Annotated in this window: 19 protein-coding genes; 15 read left to right on the plus strand and 4 right to left on the minus strand. The window is 49.8% G+C overall.

What is annotated here, in order from left to right:
* Positions 1-793: 793 nt before the first annotated feature.
* The 10 genes from GCWU000325_RS05530 to nrdG all read left to right on the plus strand — a co-directional run bounded on the left by GCWU000325_RS05530 (position 794) and on the right by nrdG (position 10,264).
* Positions 794-1,666 (plus strand): cell division protein FtsX, encoded by an 873-nt coding sequence (locus GCWU000325_RS05530; RefSeq protein WP_006255244.1) that lies wholly within the window; start codon positions 794-796, stop codon positions 1,664-1,666.
* A gap of 36 nt (positions 1,667-1,702) precedes the next feature.
* The gene (locus GCWU000325_RS05535) at positions 1,703-1,975 is read left to right on the plus strand and encodes a DUF3098 domain-containing protein (RefSeq protein ID WP_006255245.1); all 273 of its coding nucleotides are present in this window, start codon (positions 1,703-1,705) and stop codon (positions 1,973-1,975) included.
* A gap of 24 nt (positions 1,976-1,999) precedes the next feature.
* On the plus strand, positions 2,000-2,836 hold the full coding sequence (locus GCWU000325_RS05540; RefSeq protein ID WP_040599374.1) for an undecaprenyl-diphosphate phosphatase: 837 nt from the start codon (positions 2,000-2,002) through the stop codon (positions 2,834-2,836).
* Between the two features lies 1 nt (position 2,837).
* A complete protein-coding gene (gene truB / locus GCWU000325_RS05545; RefSeq protein WP_006255247.1) occupies positions 2,838-3,587 on the plus strand; it encodes a tRNA pseudouridine(55) synthase TruB in 750 nt (249 codons plus the stop codon).
* A 113-nt stretch (positions 3,588-3,700) separates the two neighbouring features.
* Complete coding sequence (gene queA / locus GCWU000325_RS05550; RefSeq protein ID WP_006255248.1) at positions 3,701-4,750, plus strand: tRNA preQ1(34) S-adenosylmethionine ribosyltransferase-isomerase QueA; 1,050 nt, start codon at positions 3,701-3,703, stop codon at positions 4,748-4,750.
* A gap of 2 nt (positions 4,751-4,752) precedes the next feature.
* Positions 4,753-5,211: a 2-amino-4-hydroxy-6-hydroxymethyldihydropteridine diphosphokinase gene (gene folK, locus GCWU000325_RS05555; RefSeq protein WP_006255249.1), complete on the plus strand. Its 459-nt coding sequence runs from the start codon at positions 4,753-4,755 to the stop codon at positions 5,209-5,211.
* A complete protein-coding gene (locus GCWU000325_RS05560) occupies positions 5,208-5,645 on the plus strand; it encodes a GNAT family N-acetyltransferase (protein ID WP_006255250.1) in 438 nt (145 codons plus the stop codon). Before folK ends, GCWU000325_RS05560 begins: the two co-directional genes overlap by 4 nt.
* Entirely contained in the window at positions 5,645-6,178 is a 534-nt protein-coding gene (locus tag GCWU000325_RS05565) for a helix-turn-helix domain-containing protein (RefSeq protein ID WP_006255251.1), read from the plus strand. The genes GCWU000325_RS05560 and GCWU000325_RS05565 overlap by 1 nt, the downstream gene beginning before the upstream one ends.
* A 1,355-nt stretch (positions 6,179-7,533) precedes the next feature.
* Positions 7,534-9,642: an anaerobic ribonucleoside-triphosphate reductase gene (nrdD, locus tag GCWU000325_RS05585; RefSeq protein WP_040598976.1), complete on the plus strand. Its 2,109-nt coding sequence runs from the start codon at positions 7,534-7,536 to the stop codon at positions 9,640-9,642.
* 154 nt (positions 9,643-9,796) lie between these two features.
* A complete protein-coding gene (gene nrdG, locus GCWU000325_RS05590; RefSeq protein ID WP_006255258.1) occupies positions 9,797-10,264 on the plus strand; it encodes an anaerobic ribonucleoside-triphosphate reductase activating protein in 468 nt (155 codons plus the stop codon).
* A 107-nt stretch (positions 10,265-10,371) separates the two neighbouring features.
* On the opposite strand, the gene GCWU000325_RS05595 is transcribed toward nrdG, so the two are convergent.
* Both GCWU000325_RS05595 and GCWU000325_RS05600 read right to left on the minus strand, forming a co-directional pair.
* Entirely contained in the window at positions 10,372-11,877 is a 1,506-nt protein-coding gene (locus GCWU000325_RS05595; protein ID WP_006255259.1) for a lipopolysaccharide biosynthesis protein, read from the minus strand.
* A gap of 101 nt (positions 11,878-11,978) precedes the next feature.
* On the minus strand, positions 11,979-13,217 hold the full coding sequence (locus tag GCWU000325_RS05600) for a nucleoside recognition domain-containing protein (protein ID WP_006255260.1): 1,239 nt from the start codon (positions 13,215-13,217) through the stop codon (positions 11,979-11,981).
* 4 nt (positions 13,218-13,221) lie between these two features.
* Here GCWU000325_RS05600 and GCWU000325_RS12180 point away from each other — a divergent pair, with 4 nt between their 5' ends.
* Positions 13,222-13,431, plus strand: a complete 210-nt coding sequence (locus tag GCWU000325_RS12180; protein WP_006255261.1) for a hypothetical protein — start codon at positions 13,222-13,224, stop codon at positions 13,429-13,431.
* A 370-nt stretch (positions 13,432-13,801) separates the two neighbouring features.
* On the opposite strand, the gene GCWU000325_RS11970 is transcribed toward GCWU000325_RS12180, so the two are convergent.
* Together GCWU000325_RS11970 and GCWU000325_RS05615 are read right to left on the minus strand one after the other, a co-directional pair.
* Positions 13,802-13,978, minus strand: coding sequence for a hypothetical protein (locus tag GCWU000325_RS11970; RefSeq protein WP_006255263.1), 177 nt, complete (start codon positions 13,976-13,978; stop codon positions 13,802-13,804).
* A gap of 361 nt (positions 13,979-14,339) precedes the next feature.
* The gene (locus GCWU000325_RS05615) at positions 14,340-14,972 is read right to left on the minus strand and encodes a sugar transferase (RefSeq protein WP_006255264.1); all 633 of its coding nucleotides are present in this window, start codon (positions 14,970-14,972) and stop codon (positions 14,340-14,342) included.
* Between the two features lie 711 nt (positions 14,973-15,683).
* Here GCWU000325_RS05615 and GCWU000325_RS05620 point away from each other — a divergent pair.
* The 4 genes from GCWU000325_RS05620 to GCWU000325_RS05635 all read left to right on the plus strand — a co-directional run bounded on the left by GCWU000325_RS05620 (position 15,684) and on the right by GCWU000325_RS05635 (position 19,051).
* Positions 15,684-16,055 carry a hypothetical protein gene (locus GCWU000325_RS05620; RefSeq protein WP_169303823.1) on the plus strand — a complete coding sequence of 124 codons (372 nt, stop codon included), beginning with the start codon at positions 15,684-15,686 and terminating at the stop codon, positions 16,053-16,055.
* A 203-nt stretch (positions 16,056-16,258) separates the two neighbouring features.
* Entirely contained in the window at positions 16,259-16,780 is a 522-nt protein-coding gene (locus tag GCWU000325_RS05625; RefSeq protein ID WP_006255268.1) for an Lrp/AsnC family transcriptional regulator, read from the plus strand.
* Positions 16,780-17,076, plus strand: coding sequence for a DUF4491 family protein (locus GCWU000325_RS05630; protein WP_006255269.1), 297 nt, complete (start codon positions 16,780-16,782; stop codon positions 17,074-17,076). Before GCWU000325_RS05625 ends, GCWU000325_RS05630 begins: the two co-directional genes overlap by 1 nt.
* Before the next feature lie 211 nt (positions 17,077-17,287).
* Positions 17,288-19,051, plus strand: a complete 1,764-nt coding sequence (locus GCWU000325_RS05635) for a membrane dipeptidase (protein ID WP_050756622.1) — start codon at positions 17,288-17,290, stop codon at positions 19,049-19,051.
* Positions 19,052-19,073 lie beyond the last annotated feature (22 nt).

Genomic DNA, 19,073 nt, shown 5'->3' on the forward strand with positions numbered 1-19,073 from the left:
GCCAACGCATCTCCCCATAGCGCTCGAAGCCTCGGTTTCGGGCGCTTTTTTGCCGGCGGAAGGTCTGCGCCGCGAAGTGGAAGGGGTCGTCAGTTCTCACAATGCCCAACTCACCCGACCTGCGCACAAGGTAGGGAAAACCGTAGCGCCCATAAGCCGACGGCGAAAGTTTGCCGCGCCGCGCGAAGGCCTGCTTTCTGAACAGCGAAGCTATGGGCGCCGACGTTTTTTATCGTGAGAAAAAAGGTGTGCGCTCGTGATAAAAAGTACTTACGCTCACGAGAAAAAAGGTGTGCGCTCGTGATCGCAAACGAATTATCGGGCATACTGCAGTCTTAATAACTTATGTTTTATAGCTTTATCTATTGCTTTGCGCGGTTACAAAGGGGAGTAAGGCAAACGCCGATAAAGCTTAGTGGACGCGTCGTCTGCTGCGCTTGATGCTTAGTCTGTCGGCCGTTTGTGCATTTGCCTTTCAGACGCCGCAAAGGGCGCTACGTTGATCGCCACAATAAGCGAACAAAAACGCGCGGGAGAGGTACTGATCCGGAGGCCGCACACGCGGAGCCAACGCCAAAATTAGTCCACAGAAAAACAGTATAACAGCATTAGAAAGAGGAATATAGAACAGAAGAAGAAAAACTTAACCGACAATCAGCGGGCGCGGCAGGGGTGAGACTGCGCCTTCAGCGTCATGAGAATAACGCCTGTGGGGTGGAAATTTGTACGACAAAATTTGCCGTCCACCTCCAAATGTTGTATTTTTGTGCGATTTTAGATTTATTGTACCCTTATGGCTCGAAAGAAAAAACGTGTGGGCGGCCGATTCGGCGCTTTTATCTCGGTGATCAGTACGACGCTTGTACTTATCTTGCTTGGGGCGGACGTGTTCTTCGTTACCGTGGCGAGCAACTTTAGCAAGAACTTACGCGAAAACTTCGCCGTGGAGGTACTTCTGGAAGATAACATTCCGCAACACGACCTCTATCTCTTGCAAGAAGACTTGAAGCGTCAGCCGTACACGCTTCGCACGAATTATATCTCAAAGGAGCAGGGCGCAGCCAATATGAACGAAGCGCTGGGAACGACGGAGGACGAATTTGGCGGGGTCAGCCCCGTTTCGGCCGAGTTTGAGCTTTTTCTGAAAGCCGACTACGCGCAGCGAGATAGCTTGGAGCGCTATCTGCCTATGATCAAAAACAAGCCGTTTGTGAAGAACGTCATTTATCCGCAAGAGACGATGGACTCGCTCAACGCCGTTATTCCCATCGTAAGCTTGGTCTTGCTGATCGTAGCCTTGCTCTTGACGCTCGTATCCTTTGCTTTGATCAACAATACGGTGCGTATGAGCGTCTACGCTAAGCGTCTCTACATTCATTCGCTTAAGCTCGTGGGGGCTAAATGGAGCTTCATCCGCCGCCCCTTCTTATGGCAGGCTTTCTGCATCGGACTGACGGCTGCCATCTTGGCAAGCGCACTGCTCGGCGCGGGAATGTACGTGCTCATTGATATGAATCTTTATTTGAGTTCGCTGGTTACAGTAGAGGTAATCGCACTCACGCTGGGCACAATCTTCGTCTGCGGCCTTTTGGTTACAATGGTCTGCACTTTCTTTAGCGTGAATCGCTTCTTGAGAATGAGCACGGACGAACTGCTTTTGAAATAAACAAACGTATTACGCAATCATTCTACACATTATATAATGACAACAGATAAGAAACCGGCTACGGAGAAACACGTATTTGCCTTCGGACGCACAAATTTCATCGTCCTGACTGTCGGTATGGCGATCGTGATCCTCGGCATGATACTTATGTATGGCAAAGGCTCGACGGAGACGCATTTTGATCCAAACATTTTCAGCGCTATGCGCATCAAAGTGGCGCCCGCTGTTTGCTTTTTGGGCTATATTACCATTATTTTTGGCATCATTCATCGGCCCAAAAGCGATGAAAAAACGATAACAAAAGAATAACCACAGACTTTATATATGTTAGATATGACCTGGTGGCAGGCGCTCGTGATAGCTATCGTCGAGGGCTTGACTGAATTTTTGCCTGTTTCGTCGACGGGCCACATGATCATAACGGAAGGAGCGATGGGTATGCAGAGCACGCCCTTTGTTAAGGCCTTTACGGTGATTATCCAGTTTGGCGCCATTCTTTCCGTGATTCTGCTCTATTGGCGACGCTTTTTCTACCCTGAAAGTATACGCACGAAAGGCTATACTTGGTGGCAGGCGATCTGGCGCTTTTACTTGCGGCTGATTGTCGGCGTCTTGCCGGCGGTAGTCTTTGGTTTGGCGTTTAACGATCTGATTGAAGAGAACTTGGGAAGCGTTCGGCTCGTGGCCGTGATGCTCATCGTCGGCGGTATCTTTATGCTCTTTGCCGATAAGCTGTTTGGCAATGGATGGAAAAAAGAGCCGTCATATAAAAATGCGTTCCTCATCGGTCTCTTTCAATGCTTGGCGATGATTCCGGGCGTATCGCGCTCGATGGCAACTATAGTTGGCGGTATGCAACAGCGACTGACGCGAAAATCGGCCGCAGAATATTCGTTCTTTCTCGCCGTGCCGACAATGGCGGGCGCTACATTGCTTGAAACGTATAAGCTTTTGAAGCACGATAGCGGGATGCTGCTGAGCGGCGACCATCTCTGGCTGCTCTTGCTGGGGAGCGGCGTGGCGTTTGTCGTGGCGCTGTTGGCCATACGCTTCTTCATCGCTTACGTGAGCAAGTATGGTTTCAAGGCGTTCGGGTGGTACCGCATCGTAGCCGGCAGCGTAATTCTGCTACTGATGGCTTGCGGGGTCGAACTTAATATGGCAGGCTGAAATGGACTTCCTTTCCGGCCGCATTTTGGCCTTTGATAAGCCTTATAAGATGACGTCGTTCGGCGTCGTGGGACGTGTGCGTCGCTTACTCACACAAAAGATGGACGGAAGAAAGATACGCGTGGGCCACGCCGGTACGCTCGATCCTTTGGCTACGGGCGTCTTGATTCTTTGTACGGGGCAGGCGACGAAACAAATAGAGTCGCTGCAAAAGAATACAAAGGAATATATCGCGGAATTAAAACTCGGCGAGACGACGCCCAGCTTCGATCTTGAACATCCCGTAGATAAAACCTTCTCAACGGCACATATCACGGCAGAAAGCTTTGAGGAAGCCGTCAGAAAGTTTGAGGGCGATATCCTGCAAGTGCCGCCTGTTTTTTCTGCCTGCAAGGTTAATGGCGACCGCGCCTATGATTTGGCCCGCAAAGGTAGGGACGTGCAACTCGCAGCCAAGCCCATTCGCATTGAAAAGATTGATATCCTCGAACTGCGTCTGCCCGATTACGCACGACTTCATATCGTCTGCGGAAAAGGTACTTACATTCGATCGCTGGTCCGCGACATCGGCGAAGCATTGCAAAGCGGGGCGCATATGACGTCGCTCCGGCGCACACGAGTTGGCGACATCAGCGTCGAAAATTGCTTCACGCTCGAAGCATTTGAAGAATGGCTCGCCGCGCAGACGATTGAAATTCCCGCAGAGTTTGCCAACGGCCCGCAAATTAAAAAGCACATCAAAAAAGACTGAGCCCCGCCGCCGCGGCATCAAGGCGCCGGCAAGCGAAATTCAAACGCCAACAAGAGAAGCCGCAACACCGCCGGACGAAACTCAATCCAAAACGCACATTATATTATTGCTGTATGAAACTTTCTCAATTCAATTTCAAACTACCCGCCGAAAAGATTGCCAAATATCCATCGCCCTTGCGCGATGATTGTAGAATGATGGTGCTCGACAAGACTACGGGCAAGATAGAACACCGAAAGTTCGACGAACTCTTGGACTACTTCGACGAGAAAGACCTTTTCGTCTTCAATGATACGAAAGTCTTCCCCGCTCGCCTTTACGGCAACAAAGAGAAAACAGGTGCACGCATCGAAGTCTTTCTCCTGCGCGAGTTGAATCAAGAGTTGCGCCTTTGGGATGTGCTCGTCGATCCGGCGCGCAAGATTCGTATCGGCAACAAACTTTATTTCGGCGAGGACAACTCAATCGTCGCCGAGGTCATCGACAACACCACGAGCCGCGGTCGCACCCTGCGTTTCTTGTACGACGGCGACCACGAAGAATTCAAGCGTTCGCTCTACGCCCTCGGAGAAGCGCCCATCCCCCGCGAGATCAACCGCCCGACGGAACCGGAAGATTTAGAGCGTTTCCAAACTATTTTCGCCCGCAACGAAGGTGCCGTCACCGCCCCCGGGGCCGGGCTTCACTTCTCCAAAGTTATGATGAAGAAGATGGAGCTTAAAGGCATCGATGCCGCGTATTTGACGCTCCATTGTGGCTTAGGAAACTACCGAACGACTGACGTAGAAGATCTGACGAAGCACAAAATGGAAAGCGAGCAAATGTTTGTCGACGCCAAATGCTGCCGGCACGTCAACTCCGCCCAAGATGCCAATCGCAAGATCTTAGCTGTGGGCTCCACGGTTATGCGTGCTTTAGAGGTGTGCGTAGGTCCCGACGGCCATATCAAGGAATTTGAAGGCTGGACCAACAAATTCATCTTCCCGCCTTATGAATTCTCCGTAGCAGATGCGATGCTCGTCAACTTCCAGTTCCCTTATTCGACACTCCTTATGCTCGCTTCAGCTTTCGGAGGCTACGATCAGGTTATGGGAGCTTACAAAGAAGCCATCAAGGGCGAATATATGTTCGGCCCCTACGGCGATGCGATGCTCATCATCTAAGTATGCAGCTACTAATCGCTTTAGGCGCCAACGTCGGTTCGCGCGCAAACACGCTCCGAGCAGCTTTGGCTGCATTAACGGCAGAAGTAGGCTCCATCGTAAGGTGTTCTTCCTTTTATGAGACAAAACCTGAGGGCTTCCAATCGCCCCACGCGTTTCTCAATGCCGTAGCCCTTTTCGAGACGACGCTGTCTGCGCCGAGCATCTTAGGTTGCACGCAGAACATAGAGCAACGCCTGGGCCGCAAGACAAAAAGCAGCAACGGCATCTACCACGATCGTCCCATCGACATCGACCTCCTCGCGCTGGGCGACACCATTTGCCGCACGCAAGACCTCACGCTGCCCCACCCCCACTTGGCCGAGCGCCGCTTTGTCTTAGAACCCTTAACTGAAATCTTACCCGATTGGCGCCACCCTGTGACCCACGCAACCGCAACAGAAATGCTTAAAAGGATATGAACAAGACACGAATTACCTCAGAAAGAGAATTTACCCCCGAGCTCTTAGCCGCGGTCAACCACCTCCTACCCCAACTCACCAGCCACGCCACACCGATGACGGAAGACGCCCTTCGCCTGCTGTTACAGACCGAAGCCACACGCCTTTACACCATACGCGATGAGCAAGACCGCATCTGCGGCATGTGCACCCTATGTTTTACGCTGATGCCAACGGGCAAAAAATGCTGGTTGGAAGATGTTGTGGTCGACGACGCCTGCCGTGGCAAGGGGTACGCCAAACTCCTCGTGGCCGAAGTCTACGAAGAATCCAAGCGGCTCGGCGCAAAATCGCTCAACCTCACATCCCGCCCCGTCCGCGAAGCGGCTAACAAACTCTACACCGGGCAAGGATTCAAACTACGTGAAACTAACGTTTATCGACGTCAAGACTAATGGTAATCTTCATCAAAGGAATGGTTTGCCAGCGCTGCATAATGATTGTGGAGCAGCTGCTGGAGCGCATCGGAATCGAAGCTATGAAAGTCGATCTCGGGCGCATAGATCTCTACGACGTGCCGACCAGCAAACAAATGCAAGCTTTGGACAGAGGACTCAAAGAACTCGGTTTCGAACTTGTCTTTGACAAACGACCGCAACTGATCGAAGCGATCAAACTGGCTACAATCGACTACGTCTATGCCAATCCACCCATCCGCAAGAACTTTTCCGACTACATCATCGACACGCTCCACTACGACTATCACTACATCAGCGACATCTTCTCCTCAACCGAAGGCCTCCCGCTGGGTAAATACGCCATAAAAGTGCGCATGCACCGCGCCCGCCAATTGCTTCGCACGACGGAAGACTCCATTGCCGACATTGCATACGCTTTAGGCTACACTTCTCAGACTTACATGAGCACGCAGTTTAAGAAGGAAACGGGCCTCTCGCCCTTGCAATATCGTAAGCAGAGCCGAAAATAGCCATCGCCCATCAAGACTACAGCGAAGGCTGAATTATCTTTTTTTCAAAGAGACAAGTTGAACGTATCGCATCCACGCCTATAGCGAGTGTTTAATCTTGTCTCATTTTTTACCCTCCCGATTGCCGGCATAAACAGCCTTATTTTTCACAAATTAGGCCGCAAATAACCCCATCGGGGTTAGTCTTTTGGCAGAGCAGGGTTAAAGCGTCGAGCGCTTTAACCCTGTTTCATGCAACATTCCTTTGAACAACCCCTTAGGGTTGGTCTTTCAAAAACATCCGCAAATCGAAACGCAACAAAGAGTAACCAAAATGTACATCGGAAATTGCCTTTTCACCCACCAAACCTTTGACTTACAAACACACAACAATCGACTTTAAACGAATGCATGCCCACGACAAACCTTTTTCATCACGAGAACAAACCTTTTTTATCACGAGAATAAGCCCTTTTTATCGTGAGCGTAAACCTTTTTCATCGTGAGCGCAAATAGGAAAACTTCGACCGACGACGAACGAAAGAAGAATGTGAAGGACAAAAAATCCGAAACAAGAAGTTCTCTTTTGGCCTTTGTAGGAATATAAAATGTGCGTCCACATTTTGCGAGGAAAGTAGTGGCACGCGAAACAACCTATCAGGCGAAAACATCTTCAAGTAGAAAGAACACCGAAGCGCGACAGCCTGTAAACCAGACAAGCACAAAGCCTGTACAAAACACGAAATTGCATCTCGGCAATCAATCGGAGCGAATGAAGCATCCAAATTTCCAAGTCGAAATTAAACATAGCTCAAAAATCTTCGTTAAGTAGTTCTAAAAACAAGCGCTTCAAACCATTAAAAACAACCCCTCATAGCGCTTGATTCAAGCTGCAAACAAGCGATCTTCAGTTGTCCAAAAGCAGAAAAAGAGAAAAGGATATTCTTAAAAAGACGTGTTAAGTTTTCTAAAACGGAAAACTTTCGCGACTTTAGAGCGCCTTGTAATTTTCTCAAAAAATATCTCTTGTCTTCATTGGAAAAGTCCGATTTCTTACTTACATTTGCATCGAAAAAGGCGACACGGGTCCGCAAAATCCAAGCGAAGAGGCCGCTAAAGGCGCTCCAAGTTAGTCCCTAACAGGGCATCTCAGAAGCAACATAAAATACGGATAAACAAGGCATTACGCGCATCAACGGAAAACTGATCAAAGCCTTTTTTACTCCCACCCGAAGTGCCGCGCGGGCAAGCGCCCACGAACAGCAGTTCAGCATCAACACGATGAAAATAAATACGAATTTGTGGCAACGAAACAGGACGGCCTGCAAAAGGCTGCCGGTGAAACTGCCCATAACAACAAAATAACACGAAAACCTATGTGTACTGAAAATTTCATTATTACCAAGCGAGACGGCACCACAGAACGATTCTCGCTGGATAAGATTAAGAGTGCTATACTCAAAGCTTTCACCTCGTTGCATCAACCGATCGATGCGCAAGGCTTGCAGCGCGTCATCGAACACCTGCGTTTCTGCAACGGTATGAGCGTTGAGGACATTCAGAACCAAGTGGAAGTGGCCCTGATGGCAGAAAAACACTTCAAGGTAGCCAAAGCTTTTATGCTTTATCGCCAACAGCACACGGAGGATCGTGACGTGGCCGAACGCCTAAGCTTTATGTTCGACTACTGCGATGCGGCCAACCCGGCCACCGGCTCAAAGTATGACGCCAACGCTAACGTCGAAAACAAAAATATCGCGACGCTGATCGGCGAATTGCCTAAACGGAGCTTCATCCGCCTCAACCGTCGCCTCCTGACAGACCGCATCAAGCAGATGTATGGCAAGGCTTTGGCCGAACGCTATCTGTATCTGCTCGACAACCACTTTATCTATAAAAACGACGAAACCAGCCTAGCCAATTATTGTGCAAGTATCACGATGTATCCGTGGCTCCTCAACGGCACGATGAACATAGGCGGCAACTCTACGGCGCCGACTAACTTGAAAAGTTTCTGCGGCGGTTTTGTCAATATGGTGTTTATCGTCTCCTCCATGTTGTCGGGCGCTTGCGCCACGCCGGAGTTTCTGATGTATATGAGCTACTTCCTCCAGCAGGAATACGGCGATGACTTCTATCTGCGCGCCGACGAGGTCGTAGACCTTTCCAAGAAGCAGCGCACGATGGACAAAATCATTACGGATTGCTTCGAACAAGTGGTCTATTCCATCAATCAGCCGACGGGAGCTCGCAACTTCCAAGCCGTATTCTGGAATATCTCTTATTATGATAAGAACTACTTCGAGAGTATCTTTGGCGATTTCCGCTTCCCCGACGGCAAAAAACCTTCTTGGGACGCACTGAGTTGGTTGCAAAAGCGCTTTATGCGTTGGTTTAATGCAGAGCGCACGCGCACGGTCTTGACCTTCCCGGTGGAAACGATGGCCTTGCTTTCAAAAGACGGCGACGTGCTCGATAAAGAATACGCCGATTTCACGGCCGAAATGTACGCTGCGGGCCACAGTTTCTTCACGTATATGAGTGATAATGCCGATTCGTTGGCATCTTGCTGCCGCTTGCGCAATGAGATTCAAGACAACGGTTTCAGCTATACGCTCGGTGCGGGCGGTGTATCAACCGGGTCGAAGAGTGTGCTGACGATCAACTTGAACCGCTGCGTGCAACAAGCTACCCGCGAGGGTTTGAACTACACGGAATACCTGGCTTCGATCGTAGATCTCGTACATAAGGTGCAATTAGCTTACAATGAGAACCTGAAAGCCTTGCAGGCGAAGGGTATGCTCCCATTGTTTGATGCCGGATATATCAACATTCAGCGCCAATATCTGACGATTGGCGTCAACGGTATGGTCGAAGCGGCCGAAAGTTTGGGCATACAAATCTCCGACAACAAAGAATACGAGGAGTTTGTCGGCAGCATTTTGGGCCTAATCGAAAAGTATAATAAGCAATACCGCTCTAAGGATGTGCTCTTCAACTGCGAGATGATTCCGGCTGAGAATGTGGGCGTGAAGCACGCGCGCTGGGATCGCGAGGCCGGCTACTTCGTGCCGCGCGATTGCTACAACAGCTATTTCTACATTGTGGAAGATCCGAATACGGACATCATCGAAAAATTCCGTCTGCACGGCCGCCGCTACATTGAACACTTGACGGGCGGTTCTGCGCTCCACATGAATCTGGATGAGCACCTGGGCGAAGCGCAATATCGCCAACTGCTCCGCGTGGCAGCTAAAGAGGGATGCAATTACTTCACGTTTAACATTCCAAACACGCTTTGTAACGAATGCGGCACTATTGATAAGCGCCACTTGCAGGAATGTCCGCACTGCCACAGTCATAACGTCGACTACTTGACGCGTGTGATCGGCTATCTGAAGCGCGTATCCAATTTTTCCGTTGATCGCCAGAAAGAAGCGGCACGCCGCTATTACTCGCTCAACCCTGAGAAGGTAAAACAATAAGGCAAACGAAAGCGGAATAGGGCCGGAAGAAAAATCGTCCTTACGCTCTATATATAATAATGTATCGGAGCGGAAGCACAGCGCACCTCGACGGCGCCCGCTTCCGCTCCGATAAGATAAAAGTAAAGTTCGATCAAAAATCGACGAACATTTTATGCTGAAATACGTTAACTACGATATTGTTTTTCAAGAATTCCCCGACGAAGTAACGCTTGCAATCAATCTCTCGCTGTGTCCGGTCTGCTGCCCGGGCTGCCACAGCCAATTTTTGCAGACTGACGTGGGCGAATTGCTCACGCCGGAGCGGCTGCAAGCTTTGATCGACTCGTATGATGGGGAGATTACTTGCGTAGGATTGATGGGCGGCGACAACGATCCGGCGGCTGTGGGCGAACTTTTTGCGCTTGTGCGCCGCGTTTATGGGGATAAGTTGAAAACAGGTTGGTATTCGGGACGCGCACAGTTGCCTAAAGATTTCAATCCTCGATTGTTCGACTACGTAAAGCTGGGGCCTTACATCGAGGAGCGCGGCCCACTCAAAGCGGCAACGACCAATCAGCGCCTTTATCGCTTCGTCGATGGGCAGCAAACGGACATCACCGCGCGCTTCCATAAACATTGAAATGCGCTAAGCAGACTTTATTGACCACGCTCCGGCTTTCATCAATCAGCCAGCAAGCCGCACATCTAAAACAAACGCCGCCCGCTCAACAGAACGGACGGCGATCTTTATTTCTTAAAGTATTTGCCGATGATTGGTAAACGCTTGACGGGAAAATCGTGGTAAAGAACGTGGGCAATGTAAAGGATGATAAACACCGTATTGATTCCCATCGTGAGCCAAGAACTCCAAGCGGCCGATTCGAGCTGCATCAGCGTGAAGAAAAAAGCTGTGAGCAAGACGTAACCGGCTATGCTCTTCAAAGGATACTTGATCGGATAAAATTTCTGTCCGACAAAATAGCTCAAAATCGTAGCCACGCCGTAGCCGGCCACACCGCCCCAAGCGCAGGCCATATAACCGAAGCGCGGAATAAAGAGAACGTTGACTGCAATTAAGACGGCACAACCCGCAAAGGAGAAATACATGCCGTAAATCGTCTTGTCGACGAGTTTGTACCACAAAGAAAGGTTGAAATAAATGCCCAGCAGGATGCCCGCAACCATTACAATCGGCGTGACGCGCAAACCTCCCCAATAATCAGGGCCGATGAGGTGCTTAAAAAGCGGCAGATAGGCCACAACAACCAAGAAGGCGAGCAGCGTAAAAATGATAAAGTATTTCATCGCCGCGGCGTAGGTCTCCTTACTATCGCGGTCGTGGCTCTTACTAAAGACAAAGGGCTCGTAAGCGTAACGAAAGGCCTGCGTAATAAGCGTCATTATCATCGCAATCTTCACAGCTGCGCCGTAAATACCCAGTTGCACGTTTATTTCTTTCCCAACATGGGTGGAAACAAAAGGGAAAATGATCTTATCAGCCGTTTGGTTGAGAATGCCGGCTACGCCTAAGGCTAAAATAGGCCAACTATAGTGCCACATGCGTTTGGCCAAAGCTTTATCAAAGACCCACGGAAAGCCCGTTAACTCTTTATAGAAGAAGAAGGTGACAGATGCTGTGCAGAAAAGGTTGATGTAAAAAGCCCACGCTAAGTCTAATTGTCCGTCGTAGAAGCTACTCACGAGCGGGCGACCCCAATCTTGGGCGTACAACCACGGAACAAGCAGGAAGTAGGCCAGATTTAGCAGGATATTGAGGAAAATAAAGAGCAACTTGAGTGCAGCAAACTTGATCGGGCGATGGTTGCGCCGCAGATGCGCAAAGGGCACGCACTGAAAAGCATCGATTGCTACGCAGACAAACATTGTCCCGACGTATTCAGGATGGTCCGGATATTGCATCCAAGCGGAGATAGGTTGCAGAAAGATCATCACGAGAGCAACAAAGATCAGACAGACGCCTCCAACCATCAGGAGCGTGGTGGAATAGACGCGTTGCGGATCGTCTTTCTCGTTGGTTGAGAAACGGAAATACGTTGTTTCCATACCGAAAGTCAGCAGCACGAGCAGCAAAGCCGTATAGGCGTAAACATTCGTTATGACGCCGTAAGCGCCGGTTGAAGCCGCCATTTTCGCCGTATAGAGCGGGACGAGCAAATAGTTAAGAAAGCGACCTATGATACTGCTCATTCCGTAGATGAACGTATCTTTTGCCAATGATTTCAGATTGGGCATTGTCTCGTATATATTATATATTGTGTAGCGCTGCGTTGAAAGACGGCTTTGTCCGATTACTCTTACCAATTAGCGCATAGAAATATCGCAAAGCTGAGCTTTTAACTCGTAGCGAAGAACAAATAACAAACACCTATAGCGGCCACGACGCCCGCTAAGTCGGCTAACAGACCGCAAGCCACGGCGTGGCGCGTATGACGCACACCGACGCTGCCGAAATAAACGGCAAGGATGTAAAAAGTTGTATCCGTAGACCCTTGGAACACACAACTCAGGCGGGCAACAAAGGAATCGGCGCCGTAAGTATTCATCGCGTCAACCATCATTCCACGTGCGCCGCTTCCGCTCAGCGGTTTCATCAGCGCCGTTGGCAGCGCGCCGACCCAATCAGAGGGTAAACCCGTCCAAGCAATCAACTGGTGCAGGCCATCAATCAGCCAGTCCATCGCGCCTGAAGCCCGAAAGACGCCGATCCCGACAAGTACCGCAATCAAATAAGGGATAATGCGCACAGCCGTGGAGAAGCCCTCTTTAGCTCCCTCTATAAAAACATCATAAACGTTGATTTTTTTTCTTATGCCGGCCAAGATGAACAGAATGATAATGAGCAAAAGCAGGACATTGGCCGTCGTACTGCCCGCAATATTCATTGTCGCCGCATCCATCCTGCTAAAAATCCAGACAATCGAAGCCATAAAGACCGACATTCCGCCAAGCGTCAGCAAAAGCGTACGATTGAAGAGATTGATGCGCTGATAGAGCGACGTAATGATGACGCCTGCAAGCGTAGATACGAATGTCGCGAGCAGAATAGGCACAAAAATATCCGTAGGTTGGGCGGCGCCGCACTGAAATCTGTACGTCATAATACTTACAGGGATTAACGTGAGCCCTGAAGTGTTTAAGACGAGAAACATAATCATAGGATTCGAAGCGGTGTCCTTTTTTGCGTTTAATTCCTGCAAACCCTCCATCGCTTTAAGCCCAAGCGGCGTCGCCGCATTGTCCAAGCCAAGCATATTGGCTGCCAGATTCATAAAAATATTACCCACAACGGGATGCCCCTTTGGCACATCGGGGAAGAGTCGGGCAAAGATAGGGCCGAGCAGGCGGGCAAGCGCATTAACCACACCGCCCTTTTCGCCCACCTTCATTATGCCAAGCCACAAGGAGAGTACGCCTGTCAGTCCTAAAGATATTTCAAAACCTTGTTTAGACGTATCAAACGTAGACTGCATAATGGCCGGAAAGACCGTAAAGTCGGCAAAGAAGATCAGCTTTACCACTGCCACAATAAAAGCAATGAGAAAAAAGGCAATCCAAATATAATTGAGTACCATAAGTGTGTGTTCAAACAATGCGCAAAGTTACGTATTCTCCACGGGAAACGACTTATTCCGCACCTTACAACTGCAAAAAACGGCAAACCACCCGCTGTTTGCCACGAAAAAGGCTTCAATCTTCTCCTTTTTCCATAAAAATAGCGACACCGTTCTTGCCAATCCTATTTTAGACAAGAACGATGTCGTCATTATTCAATTAAAGACGCTTTAGTCTTAGTATTTATTCCGTAGTCCACAATCGCACACCATTTTTGCGCTCAATGCCATTTCCCCATTGTACGTAGCTTCTGCTGAAAGTCAAGCCATAGGACGTTGTGTCCCATACGGACTCACAGCAAACGGGCTTGTTGTAGACGTCCAATAGTCGCCATGATCTTGGAAGCCAAGGAATCTGCCCGAAGCATAGCTTCCCAATGCAGGCGAGAAGAAAATGTACCGCTCGTAGAAAGATGTTAAGCCCTTAGTATCATAATTATGTATTCTCTCTTCTGATGAAATCTCGTTCGAACAGCTTGTAACCAACAAGCAAGCGCCAAATCCAATTAACGCAAAGAGTTTTTTCATACAAAAAAGGGAATTATTTAGTTCTCTTCGTTTGAGAACGGATCGCGAGGTGCATCCAAAACCTGATCATCATCCTCAGCACTACCGGCATTACCATCAAGTGAAGTTCCTTCCATCAATTGTGCTTTTGCTTCAAATGCAATAACCTCCAACTGCAACGGCTGATACGATAATTTAATTTGTTGCTTATTCATACTATCTATATTTTACTTGATTATAGTTTTTTTACGAGTCTATATAGCTTGTTATTGTGCGAAAACACCTTTTTGAGACAAAAGTGCGGCAAGCAAAAGATGCCACAGACTTACGCTAAGAAACGATTTATCCCTATCACAAGATATAAAATATAAAAGAAAAAAATCAAAAAAACAGCAACGATCCCTATATATAATTATATAATAAAGACCTATTGACGCAGATTATGCCGCTTAAAGACGCTCTTCTATACTCTTTCTTCGGCAAAATTAGGAAAAAGAAACAAATCTGATATTATCACTTTTGTTAATTTGCACTTATTTATAGCAAATTAACCAAATTAAAAGTCAAGTAAAGCAGCTAAAATTTGCGCCCCGCAACGATTCGACAAAACGTTAGCCAAAGGATTTTCAAGTCTAAGAAAAGCGAGCGGTGTTCCAGGTAATAAAGATCAAGTTCGAGCCGACGCAACATCTTCTCCGGCGTATCCGTATAGCCATTATAGAGCGTCGCATAAGACGTTACGCCCGGCCTGATTTGATACAAAAGCGGGTAGCGCGGATCTCGGCGAATGATTTGTTCGATATAGAAGCGACGCTCCGGACGCGGACCGATAAAAGCCATATCGCCGCGCAAGACATTCCACAATTGAGGCAGCTCGTCCAAATGATGCTCACGCAAGAAGCGGCCTACGCGCGTCAGGCGCGGGTCTTTGCGCCCACGACAAAGCTGCGGGCCGCCCGCTTCAGCGTCATTATGCATGCTGCGAAACTTATACATGGAAAAGGGGCGCCCGTAGCGGCCGATGCGCGTCTGCTTGAAGAGGGCGGGCGCGCCATCGTCAAGCCTCACGGCAAGATAGCAGGCCAGCATAATCGGCGCAAAAAGCAATAGGCAAAGGAGCGCGATGGCTATATCGGCCATCCGCTTCAGTAGGCGCTCTGCGCAGTTCATACCATCGGGTATTGCGGGTCTGATCGTATCTCTCTTCATGGGCTTGGGTCTCTCCCTGCAGCCCTTGCATAAGCGGGCGTCTGAGCGGCTTCGGGATCGTAATCGGCAGCGCGCAGCGGGTAGACGAAAAGGACCTCCGGCGCGGGCAACGCAGCAAGATCTGCCATGGGAAAGTCCCAAGACCTACGCGGGGTCTGCATGAAAAAACAGCCAAACAGGGGCTTTTATTGTCATCAGCACCCTATTTTTTTGCAAAAGTACAATGAAGAAATCAAAAATCGGCAGTTTGAGCCGACTTGATGTCATTTTTTTTGATTCGGCCGACCCGTTTTCCGACAAACAGCCCGCTATCAAGCGCCGCAAGAACCCGGCGCGGAGTTGCCGAAACTTCGATCGCGGAAGCCTCGCTCTTTTTCCTTTATTTTGATCTTAGGCCTCTGATTTGTTATCTCCAATATGGCATATTAAAGCGCCCACTTGTCGACCCATCCATCCCTTCATGGTCATATTTTAGTTTACAAATGGCTACACTATACAAGGTTAACGTCCTTTTACTTCGTCTTTTTTTGCTCGAAATCGTCCGTAGTACCAACTTTTCCGCACCTTGCGCCCACAAAAGTGCACCTACCAATAGTCAAGTCTTCGCTTTCGGAGAAGCATTGCCCCATTTTGCTCACACGCAGTTTTGCACAAAACGTTTACGCTCACGAGGGTAAGACTTTTTTATCACGAGCGCAAACCTTTATCCTCGTGAGCGCAAACCTTTTTTATCGTGAGAAAAAAGTCGGCTGCCGATACTGCGGCGCAAGAAAAGTCCATCGGCCGTGCTTCGAAAGTGAGTCGGCAGCCATAAAAGGCGAACTTGCCGCATCGCTACAAGCACCGGCAGCGACCGCTGCGGCCGACTGCGAGGCGCGAAGCCTACGACGCCAAACGCCGCGCCACACATTATATATTATATATAGGCCGCCGGCGGTGATTAACGACCACCGCGCCGTGCGAAAGCTGACGACCGAAAAAACCGGCGCAGCGGCAGGCTTCACGGGTAAAATCTGCGCCACGCCACGCCGGCAGAAGGCTGCGCCTAAAAGGCAAGAAGCGACGGGCGATAAACAGGCCTGAATTTGCAGCCGACTTACATAATTTCAACATAAGACACAACTTGTAAGAAACGCCACTTTTCCCCTCGTAATGGGAAAAAGTTGGCCTCGAAACCCAAAGAAAGCCTTTTTTATCTCTTATTTTGTAGAAAAAAGATGGAGAAATGTAAGGTTATCTCTTTTTTTGATTACCTTTGTGGCTGCTTAAGCAATAACAAAAGATAAATGGAAAAGGTTGATAAATTAGATTTAAAGATTCTGAGCATCATCTCCGGCAACGCTCGCGTACCGTTTAAGGACGTGGCAGCCGTATGTGGTGTTTCACGTGCAGCTATTCATCAGCGCGTACAGCGCCTCGTGGAAAATGGCGTTATCACAGGTTCCGGCTTTACGGTGAATCCGAAGAGCGTAGGCTTTAGCACGTGTACGTATGTAGGGATTTCGCTCGCTCGCGGCTCAATGTATCGCGAAGTAGCCGAACAGTTGGAGAAGATACCTGAAATTGTAGAGTGTCATTATACGACGGGCAACTATATGATGCTTGTCAAACTTTACTGCCACGACAACGAAGATCTTATGCAATTGCTCAATGGTAAGATCCAAAGCATAGAGGGTGTGACGGCAACGGAGACTTTGATCTCTCTGGAGCAGACGGTCTCTCGCAATTTCCCCATACCGGGCGCCGACTTTGAGCTCCCGCCGCGGCAACGCAAGCCCGGACGCCGTCCGAAGGACCCCATTGATTGATGCACTACGAAGGCGTTCTTCTCGGGCTTTGCACGTTTCTTATCATTGGTGCGTTTCACCCGGTCGTCATCAAGTCTGAATATTATTTCGGCACACGCGTCTGGTGGATCTTCCTTGTGATAGGGCTGGGCTTCCTTTGCGCTTCGCTCTTTATTGCCTCACTTTTTTGGTCTTGTCTTTGCGCTATTCTGGGCGTAACCAACTTATGGACCATCTTAGAACTATTTGAGCAAAAAGAACGTGTGAAGAAAGGATGGTTTCCTGAGAACCCAAAGAGAAAAAGCCGTAAAAGCTAAATTGTATCATCGTCGAAGGCCGAAAGGCTCTCGACGATGATTGTTTGCAGCCACGACAAAGCGAACCCGAAATAAGCCGCGCTGACTGCACTCCCGGCTGAGCGGAGCAAAACCTCAGCACTTCACGTTACGATCCGGAGCACGGACCAGCGTCGCCCCTATTGCTTTGACGCGCGACAAGGACGGCTCACTCCATTATATATTGAGGACTATGAATTTCGATATTAAAGCTGATTATTTCTCGGTCACGAACCATTTTCCTAACCATTCCGCACGCCCAATCATAGGCATTACGGGCAATTTTGGAAAATATGGCTGCCAACTCGCCGAAGGCTATTACGCCAGCATCGAAGCGGCGGGGGGCATTCCTTTGGTTATTCCGCCGTCGAACAACCTTCTGCTGCTGCTTTCTATGCTCGACCGCATCGATGGCTTGATGCTCTCCGGCGGTGCCGATATAAACCCGCTCTATTTTGGGGAAGACCCGGTTCCGGGCTTGGGCGAAGTCAATCCGAAACGAGACCGCAACGAATTGCTTTTGATTCGCCTCGCCTATGATCGGCAGATCCCGATGCTGGGCATATGCCGAGGCATTCAGTCTTTGGCCATAGCGCTCGGCGGAACAGTGCACCAAGATTTGCGCACAGCTATGCCCGAACCGACGCCGCTCCTCAAACACGACCAAGAAATGCCGCGCGGCGTACCATCGCACTATGTGACGGCCGAACCGGGTTCCATCGTCGCTCGCCTGCTCGGCGAACGCTTTGCGGTTAACTCCGTGCACCACCAAGCAGTGGCCGATCCCGGAAAACGCTTCCGCACGACGGCTTATGCGGCCGACGGCGTCATAGAAGCCATCGAAAGCAACGAGAAGAAAAGCATCGTCGGCGTACAGTGGCACCCCGAATGTTTTTTGCAAGAAGGCGACAAGAGCCAGCTCCCCCTTTTCCGCTGGTTTGTGGAAGAAGCAGAATCGTATCGCCGCGCCGTGGCCACACATCGCCAGATCGTGACGCTCGATTCCCACACCGACACGCCCATGTTCTTTGATCAAGGCGTCCGCTTTGTACATCGCGACCCAAAAATCTTAGTCGATATGCACAAATTAACGGAAGGGCACGTCGATGCTGTGGTTATGGCGGCCTATCTTCCGCAAGGCGAGCGCAGCGAAACGGGACATCGCAACGCCGGCGCCAAAGCCTATCACTTGCTTGGGGCAATCAAGGCGATGGTCAACGAGACCAAGAACGCGGTATTGGCTAACAGCCCCAACGATATTTTTAGGGCGAAGAACCATGACAAGCGCGCCGTCCTTCTGGGCATTGAAAACGGCTACGCCATTGGGCACGACCTCGCAAATATAGAACTCTTCCGTCGAGAGGGCGTGATTTATATGACGCTCTGCCACAACGGCGACAACGATATTTGCGATTCTGCCGTACGCTCCAAGAACGAGCACAACGGTTTGAGCGACTTTGGCCGCGAAGTCGTGCGCGAAATGAACCGCGTCGGGATGCTAATCGACCTCTCCCACGCCGGCGAGAAAACCTTTTACGACGTCCTCAATTGCAGCAGCGCCCCCGTGGTCTGCACCCACAGTTGCTGCCGCGCATTATGCGACCACCCGCGCAACCTTACCGACGCCCAACTCCAAGCTTTAGCCGAAAAAGGTGGCGTTGTTCAGATCACATTCTACAAAGGCTTCTTGCGCGAAGACGGCAAAGCCACCATCGACGACGTCGTGGCGCACATTCTCCACGCGATAGATATTGCCGGCATCGATCACGTAGGCATCGGCAGCGATTTTGACGGCGACGGCGGCGTACCCGGATTAGCTTCAGCCGCAGAAATGATCAACCTCACCCGCCGCCTGATGGCCGCAGGCCTAAACCAGTCCCAGTTGCGCAAAATTTGGGGCGGCAACTTCATACATATTATGAGTCAGGCCCGCTTTCAGGGCGAAATCAAATTATAATCCACTCCCCCAACCCCATACG

Source organism: Alloprevotella tannerae ATCC 51259, from assembly GCF_000159995.1.
Classification (GTDB): Bacteria; Bacteroidota; Bacteroidia; order Bacteroidales; family Bacteroidaceae; genus Alloprevotella; species Alloprevotella tannerae.

Excerpts from the sequence above, each read along its gene's own strand:
- folK (WP_006255249.1), top strand. The coding sequence starts at position 4,753 with ATGCAGCTACTAATCGCTTTAGGCGCCAACGTCGGTTCGCGCGCAAAC.
- GCWU000325_RS11970 (WP_006255263.1), bottom strand. The coding sequence starts at position 13,978 with ATGAATAAGCAACAAATTAAATTATCGTATCAGCCGTTGCAGTTGGAG.
- nrdG (WP_006255258.1), top strand. The coding sequence starts at position 9,797 with ATGCTGAAATACGTTAACTACGATATTGTTTTTCAAGAATTCCCCGAC.
- truB (WP_006255247.1), top strand. The coding sequence starts at position 2,838 with ATGGACTTCCTTTCCGGCCGCATTTTGGCCTTTGATAAGCCTTATAAG.
- GCWU000325_RS05615 (WP_006255264.1), bottom strand. The coding sequence starts at position 14,972 with ATGAAGAGAGATACGATCAGACCCGCAATACCCGATGGTATGAACTGC.
- GCWU000325_RS05630 (WP_006255269.1), top strand. The coding sequence starts at position 16,780 with ATGCACTACGAAGGCGTTCTTCTCGGGCTTTGCACGTTTCTTATCATT.
- GCWU000325_RS05560 (WP_006255250.1), top strand. The coding sequence starts at position 5,208 with ATGAACAAGACACGAATTACCTCAGAAAGAGAATTTACCCCCGAGCTC.
- GCWU000325_RS05535 (WP_006255245.1), top strand. The coding sequence starts at position 1,703 with ATGACAACAGATAAGAAACCGGCTACGGAGAAACACGTATTTGCCTTC.
- queA (WP_006255248.1), top strand. The coding sequence starts at position 3,701 with ATGAAACTTTCTCAATTCAATTTCAAACTACCCGCCGAAAAGATTGCC.
- GCWU000325_RS05625 (WP_006255268.1), top strand. The coding sequence starts at position 16,259 with ATGGAAAAGGTTGATAAATTAGATTTAAAGATTCTGAGCATCATCTCC.
- GCWU000325_RS05540 (WP_040599374.1), top strand. The coding sequence starts at position 2,000 with ATGACCTGGTGGCAGGCGCTCGTGATAGCTATCGTCGAGGGCTTGACT.
- GCWU000325_RS05635 (WP_050756622.1), top strand. The coding sequence starts at position 17,288 with ATGAATTTCGATATTAAAGCTGATTATTTCTCGGTCACGAACCATTTT.
- GCWU000325_RS05595 (WP_006255259.1), bottom strand. The coding sequence starts at position 11,877 with ATGCCCAATCTGAAATCATTGGCAAAAGATACGTTCATCTACGGAATG.
- GCWU000325_RS05600 (WP_006255260.1), bottom strand. The coding sequence starts at position 13,217 with ATGGTACTCAATTATATTTGGATTGCCTTTTTTCTCATTGCTTTTATT.
- GCWU000325_RS05530 (WP_006255244.1), top strand. The coding sequence starts at position 794 with ATGGCTCGAAAGAAAAAACGTGTGGGCGGCCGATTCGGCGCTTTTATC.
- nrdD (WP_040598976.1), top strand. The coding sequence starts at position 7,534 with ATGTGTACTGAAAATTTCATTATTACCAAGCGAGACGGCACCACAGAA.
- GCWU000325_RS05565 (WP_006255251.1), top strand. The coding sequence starts at position 5,645 with ATGGTAATCTTCATCAAAGGAATGGTTTGCCAGCGCTGCATAATGATT.